We start from the raw sequence: 17,424 nt of genomic DNA, 5'->3' as shown, positions 1-17,424 counted from the left end.
GAGCGCTGAGCGCTGAGCGCTGAGCGCGCGCCGCGCCCAGCGCCGCGGCCCGCCTACTCTCGACGCTCCTGCGGCGCCGCGTGCCGGTACCCGCGCGGCAGCTCCTCGAGCAGACGCAGCCACAGCTCGGAGGCCGCCGGATAGCTCGGCACCGCATGGCGCAGCACGTCGACCGGGATCTCGCCGACGATCGCGACGGTCGCCGCGTGCACGATCTCCGCGGCGTCCGGGCCCGCGAAGGTCGCCCCGAGCAGCCGGTGCGTCACCGCGTCCACGACGATCTTCGCGACCCCGGCGGCGTCGTCGCGCAGCAGCGCGCTGCCGGCCGACCCCTCGAAGGGCACCTGGGCGACGACCACGTCGAAGCCCGCATCCCGCGCCGCGCTCTCGGTGAGACCGACGCTCGCCACCTGCGGATCCGTGAACACGACCTGCGGGACCGCCCGGCCCTGCGCGACCGGCTCCGGAGGGGGCGTGGGCTCGACGTCCGCGAGGGCGGCGTCCCGGATCTCCTCGCCGATCACGCGCGCCCGGTACTTGCCCCAATGGGTCAGCGGCGCCTCGCCGCTCGCATCCCCGACGGCGCGCAGCCAGTCGGGGAGAGCCTCGCCCGTGACGTCCTCGGGGGAGAGGCCGACCGCCTCGAGCCCCACGTCCTGCAGTCGAGGCCGACGACCGGTCGCGACGAGGATCTCGTCGGCCGTGAAGTCACCACCGATCCCACCACCGTCCCCGTTGTCGTGCGCGCCGGTTCCCGCCGCGCCCCCGACGCGCACCCGCACCTCGCCGCCGTGGACGCGACCGATCCCGCTCTCCTCGGCGGCGTCCTGCGAGACGCCGTCCCGCGAGGCGTCCTGGACAGAGGCCCCGGTGAGCACGCGGACCCCGATCGCCTCGAGACCCGTGCGCACGTGCTCGGAGGCCTCGGGCTCCGCCGACGGCAGCAGACGCTCGCCGCGCACCAGCATCGTGACCTCGCTGCCCAGCGCACGCATCCACGTCGCCGCCTCGCACGCGACCACGCCGCCGCCGACGATCAGCAGGCGCCCCGGCACCTCCTTCACCCCGGTCGCATCGCGCGAGGTCCACGGCGCGAGCTCGCGGTACGGCGCGGGGATCACGGGCTCGCTGCCCGTCGCGAGCACCACCGTCCGGCGGGCACGCAGCACGCGGGGCGCGTCGTCGCCGGCAGGCGTCCCGTCGGCGCCCGTCCCGTCTGCCGCTCGCACGGTCACCTCGCGCTCGCCGCTGAGCGCCCCGTGGCCGCGCACCACGGTGAGTCCCGCGCCCTCGGCCCACTGCACCTGGCCGGTGTCGTCGTAGTGGGAGACCCAGTCGTCGCGCCGGGCGAGCAGCTCCTCGACGTCGATCTCCGGAGTGGTGATGCCCGGCAGGTGCGCGGCCGCGGCACGCACGTCGAGCGGGCGCAGCAGCGCCTTCGACGGCATGCACGCCCAATAGGAGCACTCCCCGCCCATGCGCTCGCCCTCGACGATCGCCGCGGTGAGCCCCGTGCCCTCGATCGCGTACTGGGCGACGTTCTCGCCGACGGGGCCGCCCCCGAGCACGATCACGTCGACCTCGAGGACGTCGTCGGAGGGGGTGGACGCAGAGGTCGGCGTTGCGTCGGAAGAAGGATTGGGAACAGGAGAAGCGGAGGCGGAGCGCGAAGCTCCGGCGGTCCGCGGATCGCTCGTCATGTGAGCCACGCTACGCGCGTCGGGCCGCCCGTGCGTTCCCTCGCTCACGCGACCCGGTGGGCTTGCGTGCAAGCGTGCATGCAAGCCCTTAGGCTGGAGTCGTGAACTTCGAGAACGACGAGAGCGCATCGCCCGCACAGGCTGCGGCCGAGCGCGCATACGAGCACGTCAAGAGCGCCATCATCCGCGGCGAGCTGGCCGGCGGGGAGAGCGTCAGCGAGAACGCGCTGCGCCGCGAGCTCGACCTCTCCCGCACCCCCATGCACGAGGCGTTCCTGCGGCTGGCTGCCGAGGGCCTGCTGAGTCTCGAGCACCGCCGCGGCGCCGTGGTGCGCCCCATGTCCCCGCACGAGGCCCGCGACGTGCTCGAGATGCGCGAGGCCATCGAGTCCTCCGCAGCGGCCCGGGCCATCGCCGACGGCGCGGCGGGGGACCTCGCGTCCGCTCTCGAGGACCTTCTGGACGAGCAGTCCCGCGCGATCGAGGCCGAGGACGTCCCGGCCTTCATCGACGCCGACTCGCGCTTCCACTCCGCCGTCATCGAGGGCTCGGGCAACGCCGTCGCCGTCATGTTCACCGCGACCCTGCGCGACCGCCAGCAGCGCCTGCGCCACCAGCTCATGCGCGTGCGCCCCGAGCAGCTGCATGCCTCGCTCGAGCATCACCGCCGGCTCGCCCGGGCGCTCGCCGAGGGCGATGCCGCCGCCTATGCGCGCACCCTGCACGAGCACGTCGCCTCGCACCAGGGGGTCCTGTGAGCGTCACGGAGACGGAGACGGAGCAGGAGGGCGCGACGGCGGAGGCGGAGACCGAGATCGGGACGGAGACGACGACGGTCCTCGCCGTCGCGTCGGCCGCGGAGGAGCCGGTGACTCCGGCCCGCCGCGCCGCCCTCGGCGGGGTGAAGCCCTGGATCGCCGCCTGGGGCGCGGTCTTCGTGTGCTCGTGGGCGGGCAATCAGTTCAGCCCGCTCCTGCTCATGTACGAGAACAGGGAGCACTTCTCCTCGCTCCTGGTGAACATCTTCCTGGGCGTCTACGTGCTCGGTCTCGCCCCCGCGCTGCTGATCGCCGGGTCCCTCTCCGACCGGCACGGCAGGCGTCCGCTCATGCTTGTCGGCGTGCTCGCCGCCCTGATCGGGAGCGTCCTGCTCGCCCTCGGGCCCGCCGGGGCGCCCTTCCTCGCGGTCGGCAGACTGTTCTCCGGCGTCTCCGTCGGCGTCGCGATGGCCGTGGGCAACGCCTGGATCAAGGAGCTCTCCCAGGGGCGCTTCGACCCCGGAGCCGCCGAGGACTCCGGTGCGCGCCGCGCGTCCCTCGCCTTCACTACGGGCTCCGCGGCCGGGGCGCTGCTGGCCGGGCTCGTCGCCCAGTGGGGCCCGCTGCCCGAGGTGCTGCCCTTCCTCGTGCACCTCGCGCTGGCCGTCCCGTTCCTGGTCATCGTCGCGCGCCTGCCCGAGGGGCGCGTGCCCGGCGGCCTTGCCGGGCCGTGGTGGCGCCAGCTCGGGGTGCCGAGCGCCGGGCACCGCCGGTTCACGCGCGTCGTGCTGCTGGGGGCGCCCTGGATCTTCGGCTCCGCTGCGATCGGCTACGGCTACCTGCCCACGCAGCTCGCCGGCGCGACCGGCAGCTGGGGCCTGGTGTGCGCGACCGCCGCCACGGTGATCGCGCTCGGCGTCTCCAGTGCGATCCAGCCGCTCGCCCAGAGGGTCCACTCGCTCGAATCCGCCCGCGGCCTCGTCGCGGCCGTGGGGATCATGCTGGTGGGCATCGCCGTCGTCGCCCTCGCGATCCGCACGCAGTCGGTGGCGATCGGCCTGGGCGCGAACGTCGTGATCGGCGTGGGCATGGGAATCGCGCTGGTCTCCTCCCTGCTCGAGGTGCAGCGCATCGCCGGCGCGCGCGATCTCGCCGGGCTCACCGGCGTCTTCTACGCCGCCGCCTACGCCGGCTTCCTCGCCCCCGCGGTGATCGCCGCCGTCGCCCACCTCGTCGACGTGCACGTCGTGCTCGCCGTCATCGTGGGTCTGGGCGGGCTGTGCTGGATCGGGATCCTCGTCGCCTCGCGGCGGCATCTCCCGGCCGACGAGCGCGGCCTCGCGGCCGACGGCCCTGGTGCGCGCGCGAGGACGGAACCGTCGCGACCATCGATCGCTGAGCACGGCGCCCCAGCCGCATCGAGGATCGCATCGAGCATCGAAAGGTGAGTTCTCGCCTCATCGCGACATCGAGAGGTGAGTTGTCGTCGTCAAAAGGGTGTTTTGACCACAACAACTCACCTCTCGGTGGGATGTGAACCACGTCTCATCTCGTCGGTGATTCTGCACCGGCGAGATGGAGGAAATCGCCGCCCCTAGCGTGGGGGCATGTCCACGACGGGGTCGCTGCCGACTCCCGCCCATCCGCGCGAGGCCGAAGTCATCGACGCCTTCCGCGGCGGCGGGACGCTCACCCGCGCTCTCATCGCGGAGTCGACGGGCCTGAGCCGCTCGACCGTCTCCGCCGTGCTCACCCGCCTGGTCGAGGAGGGCGCCGTCGAGGTCGTCGGCCACGACGAGCAGCCCGGCCGCGGCCGCCCCACCGAGCGCGTCGCGATCGACCGGGCCGCCGTGCGGTCGATCGGCATCGACCTCGCCCACGGCGCGGTGCGCGTCGTCCACCTGAACACCCTCGGCGAGGTCCTCGCGAGCCGGGAGCGGACCCACGAGGAGAGCCTCGGCGCCGCCCGCCGCCAGCAGCTCGTGCTGCGCATGCTCGCAGACCTCGACGGCGCCGACGACCGCCCGTCGAACCGCCCGACCGCCCTGCGCGGCGTCGGCCTCGGGATCTCCGGCCCGGCCGCGCTCACGCGTCCCGAGCGCGCCCCATGGCACGGTCTCGTCCAGGCGCTGGAGGCGCGCTACGGCGTCCCCGTGCACGTCGACAACACGACCCGCTGCGCCGCCTTCGCGGAGCATCTCGCCGCGGGCGACGGCCACCGCACCACCCTGCACGTGCGCTGCTACCAGGGCGTCGGCGGAGCCGTCGTGCGCGACGGAGTCCTCGACCTGGGGGCCGACGGCATGGCCGGCGAGATCGGCCATCTGCCCGTCGAGCTCCCCGGCATGGCGTGCCGCTGCGGACGCTCCGGGTGCCTCGAGACCGTCGCCTCGACGCCTGCGGTGCTCGCCGCTCTGCGCAGCCACGGCGTGTTGCTGCGTTCGCCGTCCGCGCTGCGCGATGCCCTCGCGGACGACGCCCCGCAGCTGCGCGGCGTGCTGGATCGCGTCGCCCGTGCGCTCGCTCGGGCGATCGTGCTGGCCACCACCATCGTCGACCCCGACGAAGTCATCCTCACCGGCGACCTCCTCGACGCCGACGACCGCCTCCTCGAGGCGGTCCGCCCGCTCGTCGCCGAGGACGTGGGGGAGCGATTCCCCCTGATCCCGCTCGAGCGCGGACGGCTCGACGCCTTCGCGGGCGCCACCGGCGCCGCCCTCGTCGTCCTCCACCCCCGCACCTGAACCACCGCCGCGACCAGCGCATCGGCGCAGCGCTCGTCGCCGCTCCGGATCGCACCCCCGCCTCGCCTTGTACCCCGCCGTATCCCACCCGCCTCGCACCCGCCGCACGTCGCATCGCCGCCCGCCGACCAGGAAAGGACCTGATCGCATGACACACCCCGACCCGTCCACGGCCTCCGCCGGGCCCGGCCCGGACGTCCCCGCCCCCGAGGCGACGCCCGTCGTCCCGCGCGCCGCACGGCGTCGTGCGCTCGGAGCCGCGCTGGCAGCCTCGATCTCCGGCCTCATGTTCGGCTGGGACGCGATGTCCCTGAACGTCATCAAGAACGCGCTCGCCTTCCACACCGGCGCGAGCACCGGGATGCTGGGCTTCGCCGTCGCGTTCGGCGTGCTCACCGCGGTGCTCGGCGCGTTCCTCGCCGGGCGGCTCTCGGATCGCATCGGCCGACGGGCCATCATGATCGTCGCCGCGATCCTGTTCATCGTCTCCTCCGTGGGCACCGCCTTCGTGGGCGACTCGATGGCGATGTTCCTGTTCTGGCGGATCTTCTCCGGGATGGCGATGGGCGCCGCGATGACCATCGCCCCCGCCTATGTCTCGGAGACCTCCCCCGCCTCCATGCGCGGCATGCTCGTCTCCCTGCGCCAGTTCATGCTGATCATCGGTCTGTTCGTGTGCGGCCTGCTGGGCGATGCGATGCTCGCCGCCGCGCCCGCTCCGCAGGGCGACGCCCCGCTGTCGACTTCCCAGCTGGGCCTGCTCGGCCTCCATCTCGAGGTCTGGCAGTGGGCGTTCCTCTCGGTCGCCGTGGGCGGCGTGATCTACCTGGTCGCCTCGCTGCTGATCCCCGAGTCGCCCCGCTTCCTCATCGCCCACGGCCGCACCGACCAGGCTCGCGCCGTGCTCGCCCGAACGGTCGGCGAGGAGGGCGTGGACCAGCGCGTCGAGGAGATCACCCGCTCCCTTACCGGCCACGACTCCGGCCCCGGCTCCGGCCGACGGGGCAGCGGCTTCCGCGCCCTGCTCGTCCCCGGCACGTCCCGGCTGCAGCGCATCGTCTGGGTGGGCATCGGTCTGGCGGCGCTGCAGCAGCTGGTCGGCATCAACGCGATCTTCTACTACGCGACCACGATCTTCTCGACCATCGGCTTCGGCGAGCAGGACGCCCTGAAGCAGACCCTCGTGCTCACCGCGGTGAAGGTCGTCGCGATCATCCTGGGCATGCTGCTCGTGGACCGGGTGGGCAGGCGGCCGCTGCTGCTGTGGGGGTCGATCTCGATGTTCGCCGCGCTCGTGGTCACCGCCGTCATCATGCTGACCGCGCCGCAGGTCGCGCAGGACGGCGGAGGCACCGCCCCCGATCTCGCCTCCTCGCCGGTGCTCGGCATCCTGGCGCTGCTCGCCCTGTGCCTGTACGTCGGCGCCTACGCGGGGACCTGGGGCCCGATCATGTGGGTGCTCATCGGCGAGATGTTCCCCAACCGCATGCGCGGCGCCGCGACCTCCGTCGCGGGCGGCGTCGAGTGGGCCTCGAACTTCGCGGTCACCCTCACCTTCCCGGTGCTCGCGGCCTGGTCGATCGGGACCACGTACGCGGTCTACGCGATCATCGCGCTCGCCTCGATCCTCTTCGTCCTCAAGCTCGTGCCCGAGACCAAGAACCTCGAGCTCGAGCAGATGGACGACATCGCCGACGCCCCCGCCGCCGCCCGCGGCTGACCGTCCCGCGCCGCGCCTCGCGCCTGCCCGACCGTCGCACCTCCGCGACCCACGCGCCCACGAGCTTTCCGCTCCGGCGCGCTCCGTCGGACCGCGAGTGGTACGAAATGGTTGCCAAGAGCGTCCATGGCAACGATTTCGCACCTCTCGCGGTCGGATCCGGGACGGGTCTGGGGTGCGGGGCGGCTCTCGGCCTCGTTCTTCGTCCCACCGCACGTTCCACATCCTCGATGGAAGGATTCCGATCATGACCTCCGGCTCCGCCACCTCCGCCACCGGCACCTCCACGTCTGATGCCTCCGCCACCGGCACCGCTGCGCCCGCCACCGCTGCCCCCGGCACCCCAGCCCCCGACGCCCCCGCCCGCCGGAGCATCCTCATGCTCATGACGGACCAGCACCGGGTCGACACCCTGGGCTGCTACGGCAGCCCGATCTGCCGCACACCGCACCTCGACGCCCTCGCGGCCGAGGGCACGCGCTTCGAGAACTGGTTCACGCCCACGGCGATCTGCACCCCGGCGCGCGCGTCCCTGTTCACCGGCGCGGCACCCTTCCGTCACAAGCTGCTGGCGAATCACGAGCGCAACGTCGGCTACATCGAGGACCTGCCCGAGGACCAGTGGACGGTCCCCGAGGACCTGCGCGCGAGCGGATACGAGTGCGGGCTGGTCGGCAAGTGGCACGTGGGGGAGGAGCGCACGGCCGCCGACTTCGGCTTCGAGGCCGAGCACTACCCGGGCTGGCACAACGCCGTGGACCACCCCGACTACCTGGCGTGGCTCGAGGAGCACGGGCATCCTCCGTACGAGATCAGCGACCGCATCCGCGGCACCTTCCCCAACGGCGAGGTCGGGAACCTCATGGCCGCGCGCCTGCACCAGCCCGTGGAGGCGACTTTCGAGCACTACCTGGCCGATCGCACCATCGAGATGCTCACCCGCTACGCGCAGGGAGCGCGCAGCGGCGAGACGCCGTTCTTCGTGGTCTCGAGCTTCTCCGGCCCCCACCTGCCCTACGTGATCCCCGACGAGTACTTCGACATGTACGACCCGGCGGACGTCGAGCTGCCCCGATCGGTCGCCGAGGACTTCGCCGACAAGCCCCCGGTGCAGCGCAACTACTCCGGGCACTGGGCCTTCGACACCATGACGGAGGAGCAGTCGCGCAAGCTCATCGCCGTCTACTGGGGCTACGTGACCATGATCGACCGCGAGTTCGGGCGGATCCTCGCCGCGCTCGACGAGCTCGGCCTCTCGGAGACCACCGCCGTCGCCTTCAGCTCGGACCACGGCGAGTTCACCGGCTCCCACCGTCTGCACGACAAGGGCCCGGCGATGTACGACGACATCTACCGCACGGGCGGCATCCTGCGCGTCCCCGGCTGCCCGGCGCAGGTGCGGGAGGATTTCGTGAGCCTCATCGACCTGCCCGCGACGTTCCTGGATCTCGCCGGTCGGCCGACGGATCCCGCCGTGGACTCCCGCTCCCTGCTGCCGATCGTGCGGGGCGAGCATCCGGAGTGGGACGAGAACGTGCTGTGCGAGTTCCACGGCCACCACTTCCCGATCGCCCAGCGCATGCTGCGCGGGCCCCGCTTCAAGCTCGTGGTGAATCCCGAGTCGCGCAACGAGTTCTACGACCTGCAGTCGGACCCCGACGAGCTCTCCAACCGCTTCGAGGACCCCCTGCTCGAGCAGCCGCGCCGGGCGATGCTCGCCGACCTCTACGAGCGCCTGCGCGAGCGCGGCGACAACTTCTACCACTGGATGAGCTCGATGGATGCGGTGGGCCACCTCGACCACGACCCGACGATGTCGGGGCTCGACGAGTCGACCTATCGCGGCTGATCGGTCGGAGGGTGTCGCCGTCCGGATTCGCCGTCCCGTTTCGCCGGCCGGATGCGCCGGCCGGCTCCGTCGGACGGCGGGCTTCCGCCGAACGGCGTCGTGAACTCCCTCAGCCGACGGGGTAGGGGAGGCCCTGCGCGATCCGGGGCGGGAGCGCCGCGAGCTCGTCGGCCGACGCGGTCCGCCTGCCCGTGAGGATCCGCAGCAGATCCGCGTCGGGGACGTCGATCGACGGTGGGTCGCCCGGTCCGGCGATGACACGGATCAGCAGCTCGCGGGCGCGCGCGAGGGAGGCGGCCGACGGGGCGGGGGTGCCCGATGCCCCCTCGACGAGGTCCAGATGGTGCAGGGTCCACTCGAGCACGTAGGCGTCCGCGAAGTCCCCCGCGCGCAGCACCATGCCCTGCGTCTCGACGAGGCGGTCGGGGTCGGCGTCCCGCATCGCGCGCGAGGCGGCCGACCCCAGGTCGTCGAGATGGAAGGTGAGCAGGGCAGGGTCCCCGTACGCCGCGGCGAGGCGGGGGATGAGCGCATCGAGCGGGTCCTCGCCCGTGGGCGCGTCCACGATGCTCCAGTAGCCCGCCGCGTCGACGGGTCGCTGCGGTTCCTCGTCGGCCGACGTCCCGGCATCCGCCTCGACCGGGGTCGCGCCCGGGGCCTCTGCCGACGTCCCGGCCGGCGTCGCGAGCGTGATCAGCACGTCCTGCACGTCGATCACCAGGTGGCAGACGAGGTCGCGCACCAGCCAGCCCCGGCACCCCGAGGGTTCGGAGAAGGCCTCGGAAGGGAGCGCGTCGATGGCGCTCCATAGGTCGCCCCACGCGTCGAGATAGGCCTCGATCCGGGCGTCCCTGCCCGGTGCTGCCGTCCGCCCCATCACGCACCCCGCTCCTCGCGCCGTGTGAAGGATCGTGCCACGCCCTGCGGGGCCGCGTCGGGGACGACGCGGTGCGCGCTCAGCCCAGGGCATCCACCACGTGCCGGGTGACCTGGGCGATCAGCTCCGTCGGCAGCTCGGCGTCCTCGTTGCGGCCCGTCGTGTACACGGCGAGCACGAGAGGCGCCGCATGCGGACGGGTGATCACGGCGACGTCGTTGCTGGTGCCGTAGCCGCCGGCGCCGGTCTTGTCCGCGACGGTCCAGGTCGACGGGACGCCCGCGCGGATCGCCGCGTCCCCCGTGGTGTTCGCGCGCATCATCGCGAGCAGCTGCGCCGAGCGGTCGCGTCCGAGGGCATTGCGACCGTGGCCGTGGCCGAGCGTCGCGACCTCGAGGTCGGCTGCCATCTGGGCTGGGGTGGTCGTGTCGCGGGCATCGCCGGGGATCGCGGTGTTCAGCTCGGGCTCGGTGCGGTCGGTCCGGGTGATGCCGTCGCCCAGGCGCCGGAGTCGGCGCTGCACCGCGCGCGGTCCGCCCAGCTCCGTGAACAGCAGGTTCTGGGCCGTGTTGTCGCTGCGGGTGAGCGCGGCGTCGATGAGCTCGATGAGGCGCATCCCCTCGTCCACGTGCTCGCTCGTGACGGGGGAGTACTCCTCGAGATCCTCGGCGGTGAAGCGGATGATCTGCTGGAGCCGCTCGTCGGAGGCCTCGCGCAGGACGAGCGCCGAGGTGAGGACCTTGCCCGTGGAGGCGAGGGCGAAGCGTTCGTGGCCGCGGTGGGTGAGAGCAGGGGAGCCGCCGACGACGCGGGCGCTCACCCCGATCCGGGCGTCGTGGGCGGTCTCGAGGTCCGCGAGGGCCCGGCGGAAGCCCCGCCGTGCGCCTCCCTGCTCGGCGTCGGCAGCGGGCTCGGCGCGGGCCGCGGAGGCCGAGAGGACCCCCGGCGTGATCGCGGCGGCGGAGAGCAGGGCGCGTCGGGTGAACGTCATGCAGCCATCCTCGCGTCGGTGTCCGAGCGGCTCAAGACGAGCCGCACCGGAGGGCGATCCGCCCCGGAAGGCGGTCAGCACCGGACGGCGGTCTGCACCGGACGCCGCCGGGGCGTCGCCGACTCGGATGTCCGCGCCTCCGCATAGGCTCGTCGACATGTTGATCCTGCACACCTCGGACTGGCACCTGGGGCGCACCCTGCACGGCGAGGACCTGCACGAACACCAGGTCGCCTTCCACGACTGGCTCGTGGACCTGGTGCGCGAGCGCGAGGTCGACGTGGTCGTGATCCCCGGCGACGTGTACGACCGCGCCGTGCCGCCGATCCCTGCGATCCGGCTGCTCGGGCGCACCCTCTCGCGCCTCGCGGAGACCGCGACCGTGGTGCTGACTCCCGGAAACCACGATTCTGCGGACCGCCTGGGCTTCGGTCGCGAGCTCATGCGTGCGGGCGTCCACCTGCTGACCGACACCCCCGGGCTCGACCATCCGGTGAGCGTCGAGGACGAGCACGGCGAGGTGCTGTTCTTCGGCCTGCCCTATCTCGAGCCGGACACGGCCCGCCACCGGCTCGTCGCGGAGGGGGAGGAGCCGCTGGGCCGCAGCCACGAGGCCGTCACCCGCGCCGCCCTGGACCGGGTGCGCGAGCGCGCGGCCGAGCATCCCGGCGCCCGCACCGTCGTGCTCGCCCACACCTTCGTCAGCGGCGGCGAGCCCAGCGAGTCCGAGAGGGACCTCTCGGTGGGCGGCGTCGACTCCGTCCCGGCGCCCGTGCTCGCCGGATTCGACTACGTGGCCCTCGGCCACCTCCACGGATGCCAGGACCTCACGCGGTCCGTCGGCTCCCCGGCCCGCTACTCGGGCTCCCCGCTCGCCTTCTCCTTCTCCGAGAAGGACCACCGCAAGTCCGTGCTCCTCGTCGAGCTCGGGGCACGCGGGGAGATCGAGGTCGAGCGCATCGGGACGCCTGTGCCCCGCCGCCTCACCGCCCTGCGCGGGGACCTCGAGTCCCTGCTCGCGCAGGCCGGCGCGCACGGCGAGGACTGGCTGAAGGCCACCGTCACCGACACCGCCCGTCCCGCCCACCTGCAGGAGCGCCTGCGCGCCGCCTACCCGCACCTGCTGCTCACCTCCTACGAGCCCGAGGGGCGCGAGGCCGGCGAGGCGGCGCCCGAGGTGCGGCGCGAGGCCGATCCCCTCGAGGTCATGGACGAGTTCCTGGGCTACGTCACCGGCGGCGAGCCGAGCGCGCGCGAGCACGAGGTCATGGACGAGGCGTACACGGCCGTGCGCTCGCGCGATCAGGAGGCCTCGTGAAGCTCCACCACCTGCACCTGCGAGGGATCGGCCCCTTCGCGGGGGCCGTCGACATCGACTTCGCCGCGCTCGGCGCGAGCGGCATGTTCCTCCTCGAGGGGCCGACGGGCTCCGGCAAGTCCACGATCCTCGACGCGATCGTCTACGCGCTCTTTGGGAGCGTTGCCGGCAGCGGCGCGAGCAGCGACCGGATCCGCTCCCAGTTCGCCTCCGCGAACTCCGCGAGCGTGGTCGACCTCGTCTTCGAGACCGGCGCCGGCATCTTCCGCGTCCACCGCGAGCCCGAGTACGAGCGCGCCAAGAAGCGCGGCACCGGCACCACGAAGCAGCAGGCCAAGGCGCTGCTGTGGCGGCTCGGCTCACCCGAGCTGCTGCCCGGCGTGATCGCGGAGGTCACCGGGGGAGCGGCCGACGGGACGGACTCCCCGTCGGGCACGGCGGGCGCGGCATCGTCCCCGGTCGGCGCGGCGGAGCCCCTGGCGACCCGCCTGGACGAGGTGGGTCGCGAGATCCAGCGCGCCGTCGGCCTCAGCCGCGAGCAGTTCACGCAGACCGTCCTGCTGCCCCAGAACGAGTTCGCGCGCTTCCTGCGCGCCGGCACCGCCGAGCGCCAGCAGGTGCTGCAGCGCGTGTTCGGCACCGAGATCTACCAGGACGTCGAGAAGCAGCTCGAGGAGATGCGCAAGGAGGCCAAGCGCGAGGTCGACGCCGCGAAGGGATCCCTCGGCCGCGCCCTCGCCCGCTTCGTCGAGGCCGTCGGCGTGGAGGGCGAGCCGCTCGACGCGCTCGAGGGCCATGCCGAGGCGCTGCGCCTGGACGAGCTCGGCGCCGCCGCCCGCGAGCACCTCGAAGCGAGCCGGCAGACCGCTGCCGACGCCGCGCAGGACCAGGACGCCCAGACCGCCTCCGAGGCGTCCGCCCGCGCCCACGCGGAGCAGACCGCTCTCTCGCGCACACGCATCGACCGCCGCCGTGAGCTCGACGCCCTGGGCGCGCGCCTCGACGCGGCCGCGCCGCAGATCCGCTCGGCCCGCGCCCGCCTCGCCCGCGACGAGGCCGCACGCCCCGTCGCCGAGCTGCTGCGCCGCCGCGAACAGGCGGCGGGCAGAGCCGCCCGGGCCGAGCGCGACCTCACGGATCTCGCCGAGACCACCCGGAACCAGCATCCCGAGATCGCCGAGCTCCTGTCCGGGGAGGACGCCCCCGCTGCGCTCGCCGCCTCCGCCGAGGAGGACACCGCACGCGCCGGAGCGCTCGCCGACCTCGCCTCCCTCGAGGAGGGCCTCGAGAGCCGCGGCGCACAGCTCGCCGACCGTGCCGAGCGCAGCGACCGTGCCGCCCGCGACCTCGCCGCCCTCGACGAGACCATCGCTGCGCGTCCCGCCGCGAAGCAGGAGCTCCTCGCCGCTCGGGACGACGCCCGCACCCGTGCCTCCGGCCTCGCCGACGCGCGCCTCGCCGAGAAGACCGCCGCCGAGCGCCTGCAGGCCGCCCGCGCCGCCGCTCAGCAGCAGACCGCGCTGACCCGGGCCGAGACCCTCGCGGCGAGCACCCTCGAGGCCGCGCGCCTCGCCTCCGAGACCGAGGCCGACCTGCGTCGACGCCGCTTCGCGGGCATCGCCGCCGAGCTCGCCGTCGATCTCGGCGAGGACGCCCCGTGCCCCGTCTGCGGATCCGCCGACCACCCGCATCCCGCCACCCCCACGCATGATGCCGTCGACGCCGAGCAGGTCGAGCAGGCGGAGGCCCAGCGCCAGCAGGCCGAACGCACCTACCACGATGCTGCGCGGAAGAAGGCCGTCGTCGAGGGCGAGCTCGAGACCCTGCGCGAGCGCGCCGGCGGCCTCGACACCGACGCCGCCGAGGCCGCGCACACGGCCGCCCGCGAGGCCACCGCGAAGGCCACGGCCGCACAGACCGAGGCCACCGAAGCGGAGACCGCGATCACCGCCCACGACGAGGCGACCTCGCAGCTCACCACCGAGCGCTCCCAGCAGGCCCTGGCCCTCGAGCGCGAGCGCACCGCGCAGCGGGAGGCGTCGGCCGCACTCGAGAAGGATCGTGCGCGCGTGGCGGACGCCCGCGGCGAGGCGGAATCGATCGCCGCGCGCCGCGGCCACCACGCAGCCCGCGCCCGCGCCGCGACCGCCCTGCGCGAGGCCCTTCGCGCCTCCACCGAGGAGGCGGCGCGCGCCGAAAGCCTCGCCGAGGAGACCGAGGCCGCTCGCGAGAACGCGCGGGCTGCACTGCGCGAGCAGGCGGAACGGACAGCCCAGGAGCGGACGGAGGACGGCACGTCGGCGGCGGGCGCGCCGCGCGACGACGCCGCGTCCGACGACGACGTTCTCGTCGACGACGGTGCTCTCGTCGACGGCGATGCCCTCGCCGATGACGCCGCCGTGCGCGAGGCCGTGCTGCCGGAGGCCGAGCGCCGCACCCTCACGGCCTCCCTCCAGCAGCGCGCCGTCGAGGAGTCGCGCCATGCCGACGGCCTCGCCGAGGACGGCGTGTCCGATGCCGACCCGAGCGACGAGGCGCTCGAGGCCGCCCGCGTCGCAGCCTCCACCGCCGGCGAACAGCTCGTCGCGGCGCAGAACGCCCTGCGCGAGGCCTCCGCCGTCGCGGCCCGCCTCGGTGCCGTCGCCGAGCGCTCCGCCGCCGCCCTCGAGGCGCTCGAGCGGGCGATGCGCGAGGTCACGGGCGTCAGCGAGCGCGCCGGCGTGGTGGTGCGCGTCGCCGACCTCGCCACCGCCCGCTCCGCCGAGGGCCGCCGCATCCCGCTGTCGACATTCGTGCTCATGCGGCGGTTCGAGGACGTCGTGGACGCCGCCAACGCCCGGCTCGCCCGCTTCTCCGGCACCGACCTCGAGCTGCTGCGCGACGACGGCGCCCGCGGCGCCCGCAAGACCGGGCTGGACCTGCTGGTCATGGACCGGCGCACCGACCAGGCGCGCGTGCCCGAGACCCTCTCCGGCGGCGAGACCTTCTTCGTCTCCCTCGCTCTCGCCCTGGGTCTGGCGGACATCGTCACCGGTGAGGCCGGGGGAGTGCGCATGGAGACCCTGTTCATCGATGAGGGCTTCGGCTCGCTCGACCCGCAGACCCTCGAGACCGTCGTCGCCGAGATCGGCCACCTCGCCCAGCACGGCCGCACCATCGGCATCGTCAGCCACGTCGGCGACCTCAAGACCCAGATCTCCGAGCAGATCCACGTGCGCCGCAGCCCGTCGGGCTCCTCGACCGCCACCATCACCGCCTGAGCGGCCGACGGGAGCGATGGCCGGGAGCGGTCGGGGCGGCGGCCGACGCGGGAGGTCGGCCGTGTCCCTGCGCTCGAGAAGTACGAAACGGTTGCCATGGGCGCCCATGGCAACCGTTTCGTGCTTCTCGTCAGGCAGCGCGGTTTCGTGCTTCCGGGCAGGCGGCGCGGGCGGAGCCCCGCACGCTGCGCGAATCGCCGCACCTTCCCCGGAAAAGTTGCAGAGGACGTCACGCGTCAATCGTTTTGCGATACGGTCGTGCCGTGATCGGGGTCACCTCTCGTGCTCCGGCATGGTCCCCGATCCCCCCGTCCCCGACCCCCAGGAATCCCCATGACCAGCAGGTCTCGTGCTGCATCGATCCTGTCCGCCGCTGTCGCCGGGCTCGTGATCGCCACCCCGTCCCTCGCCTCCGCCGCGCCGATGGCCACCGGAGCCCCCGTCGCGGCCGACGGCTCGGACTCCTCGCAGGCCGCGTCCTCGTCGGCCGAGATCACCGTCGGCGCCAGCCACGACTACGCCTTCCCCGACGACACTCCAGCCGCGATGTTCACCGATGCCGACGGCAGCTTCCACGCGCAGTCGGCCCACGCCCTCTACGCGAAGGACGATCCGCGCGAGTGGCTCTTCTTTAGGGGCACGAACATCGACGACATGACCGCGGACAAGGAGCGCAACACCGCCGCGGACCCGGACGACCCCACGCACCGCAACGACGATACGACCGTGCGCTGCAACCAGAGCCCCACCGGCAAGGAGGCCAGCAAGGACCCCACCGGCTCCTACAGCCAGAAGAACTTCTGCGACCTCGTGGGCGTGTGGGTCGACCCCGACTCCGGGGACTGGATCGGCATCGTGCACAACGAGTTCACCGGTCGCCCCTTCGGCGACGGCCTGCACTACGACTCCCTGGACTACGCCGTCTCCACGGACAGCGGGAAGACCTGGGACATCAAGGACCACATCATCACCTCGCCGTACTCCACGAAGCGCGGTGACGAGAAGCAGTTCCCCGAGGACACGTACAACTACGGCGACGGCGACCCGCGGCTGTTCGTCGACACGGCCTCCGGCTACTTCTACGTCTACTACGGCTCCCGCGTGATCGGGAAGCAGGGCAAGGGCGGGGAGAACGTGAACCTCTCGCATGTGGCCCGCGCGCCGATCTCGAAGAAGATGGCGCCCGGCTCGTGGACCAAGTTCTACGACGGCTCGTTCTCCCAGAAGGGCCTGGGCGGCAAGGAGTCGAACCTGACCCCGGTCACCGACCGCGACGCCGCCGGGTATACCGCTCCCGAGGACGACTACGACCCGACCAACCCGGGGAACACCGACGCCCAGGTGAAGGCCGGCGAGTTGCCCGGCACCTCGCCCCTGTTCGTCATGAACATCAGCTACGACGCGCACCTGGGGCTCTACATCGGCCAGCCCGAGGGCGCGACGCGCCCCGGCCCGCAGGAGTACTACGCCACCTACGACCTCACGAGCCAGAAGTGGCATCTCCTCGGCACCGGCGACGACCAGGACTGGGCTTCCTGGTACCGCTGGATGGTGGACTCGAAGTCCCTGACCAGCGGCAACATCATCGGCAAGGACTTCCGCTCCTACTGCTCGATCTCCTGCACGGGCGAGTCGGACGGCGAGTACTTCGACGTCTCGATCGACAGCGAGGACCAGACCGCGACCGAGGCCCAGAACCTCTTCTCCACGAAGAAGGCCTACACCCTCTCCACCGGGAAGAGCACCGCGCTCGGCCAGCAGAAGAAGGGACAGGCGAAGGTGGTCGGCACCGCGAAGCGCACCGATGTCGGCGCATCCTGGAAGATCGCCCCGACGGGCGACGGCGCGTACACGATCGCCAACACCCGCAGCGGAGCACTGCTGGGCGTCGACTCCACGAAGACGGAGCAGCGCGCCTGGGGCACCAAGGTGAAGGCCACCGAGGCGGCGGGCGAGAAGCACGGCAAGCGCACGGATCCGTCCGTGGGCCAGCAGTGGTGGGTCGTGCGCGACACCGACCCGGCCACCGGTGAGCACACCGGCACCTACCACCTGGTGAACCGCTACTCCGGCCTCGTTCTCGACCTCGAGGGCAGCGTGACCTCAGCGACCACGGACGCCGCCGACTTCCACGGCAGCGCCTCGACGGCCGACGAAGGACAGTCCCTGAAGATCGCCGTCGCGAAGGGCTGATCGGCGCCCCGAGG

General features: G+C 73.1%; 11 protein-coding genes. 8 read left to right on the top strand and 3 right to left on the bottom strand.

Features of this window, described 5'->3' with window-relative positions; genetic code table 11:
• Positions 1-53 precede the first annotated feature (53 nt).
• Positions 54-1,700, bottom strand: a complete 1,647-nt coding sequence (locus tag M4486_RS11095) for a dihydrolipoyl dehydrogenase family protein (RefSeq protein ID WP_249477225.1) — start codon at positions 1,698-1,700, stop codon at positions 54-56.
• A gap of 101 nt (positions 1,701-1,801) precedes the next feature.
• On the opposite strand from M4486_RS11095, the gene M4486_RS11090 reads away from it, so the two are divergent.
• The 5 genes from M4486_RS11090 (at position 1,802) to M4486_RS11070 (ending at position 8,771) form a co-directional block, all read left to right on the top strand.
• The gene (locus M4486_RS11090) at positions 1,802-2,458 is read left to right on the top strand and encodes a GntR family transcriptional regulator (protein WP_249477224.1); all 657 of its coding nucleotides are present in this window, start codon (positions 1,802-1,804) and stop codon (positions 2,456-2,458) included.
• Complete coding sequence (locus tag M4486_RS11085; protein ID WP_249477223.1) at positions 2,455-3,906, top strand: MFS transporter; 1,452 nt, start codon at positions 2,455-2,457, stop codon at positions 3,904-3,906. Before M4486_RS11090 ends, M4486_RS11085 begins: the two co-directional genes overlap by 4 nt.
• Before the next feature lie 159 nt (positions 3,907-4,065).
• Positions 4,066-5,202: an ROK family transcriptional regulator gene (locus M4486_RS11080; RefSeq protein ID WP_249477222.1), complete on the top strand. Its 1,137-nt coding sequence runs from the start codon at positions 4,066-4,068 to the stop codon at positions 5,200-5,202.
• A 148-nt stretch (positions 5,203-5,350) separates the two neighbouring features.
• Entirely contained in the window at positions 5,351-6,922 is a 1,572-nt protein-coding gene (locus M4486_RS11075; protein ID WP_249477221.1) for a sugar porter family MFS transporter, read from the top strand.
• A 247-nt stretch (positions 6,923-7,169) separates the two neighbouring features.
• Entirely contained in the window at positions 7,170-8,771 is a 1,602-nt protein-coding gene (locus M4486_RS11070) for a sulfatase family protein (RefSeq protein WP_249477219.1), read from the top strand.
• Between the two features lie 109 nt (positions 8,772-8,880).
• Here the strand turns inward: M4486_RS11070 and M4486_RS11065 are convergent, their stop codons facing one another.
• Positions 8,881-9,648 carry a maleylpyruvate isomerase N-terminal domain-containing protein gene (locus M4486_RS11065; protein ID WP_249481117.1) on the bottom strand — a complete coding sequence of 256 codons (768 nt, stop codon included), beginning with the start codon at positions 9,646-9,648 and terminating at the stop codon, positions 8,881-8,883.
• Positions 9,649-9,727: 79 nt separating this feature from the next.
• Complete coding sequence (gene bla / locus M4486_RS11060) at positions 9,728-10,639, bottom strand: class A beta-lactamase (RefSeq protein ID WP_249477218.1); 912 nt, start codon at positions 10,637-10,639, stop codon at positions 9,728-9,730.
• 157 nt (positions 10,640-10,796) lie between these two features.
• Here bla and M4486_RS11055 point away from each other — a divergent pair, with 157 nt between their 5' ends.
• The 3 genes from M4486_RS11055 (at position 10,797) to M4486_RS11045 (ending at position 17,410) form a co-directional block, all read left to right on the top strand.
• A complete protein-coding gene (locus tag M4486_RS11055) occupies positions 10,797-11,957 on the top strand; it encodes an exonuclease SbcCD subunit D (RefSeq protein ID WP_249477217.1) in 1,161 nt (386 codons plus the stop codon).
• Positions 11,954-15,217: an AAA family ATPase gene (locus M4486_RS11050; RefSeq protein WP_249477216.1), complete on the top strand. Its 3,264-nt coding sequence runs from the start codon at positions 11,954-11,956 to the stop codon at positions 15,215-15,217. The genes M4486_RS11055 and M4486_RS11050 overlap by 4 nt, the downstream gene beginning before the upstream one ends.
• A gap of 333 nt (positions 15,218-15,550) precedes the next feature.
• Positions 15,551-17,410: an RICIN domain-containing protein gene (locus M4486_RS11045; RefSeq protein ID WP_249477215.1), complete on the top strand. Its 1,860-nt coding sequence runs from the start codon at positions 15,551-15,553 to the stop codon at positions 17,408-17,410.
• Positions 17,411-17,424: the final 14 nt, after the last annotated feature.

It is taken from the genome of Brachybacterium kimchii (assembly GCF_023373525.1).
GTDB classification, from domain to species: domain Bacteria; phylum Actinomycetota; class Actinomycetes; order Actinomycetales; family Dermabacteraceae; genus Brachybacterium; species Brachybacterium kimchii.
Note: the sequence above shows the minus strand (reverse complement) of the source record. Positions and strands in the feature narration are given on the sequence as shown.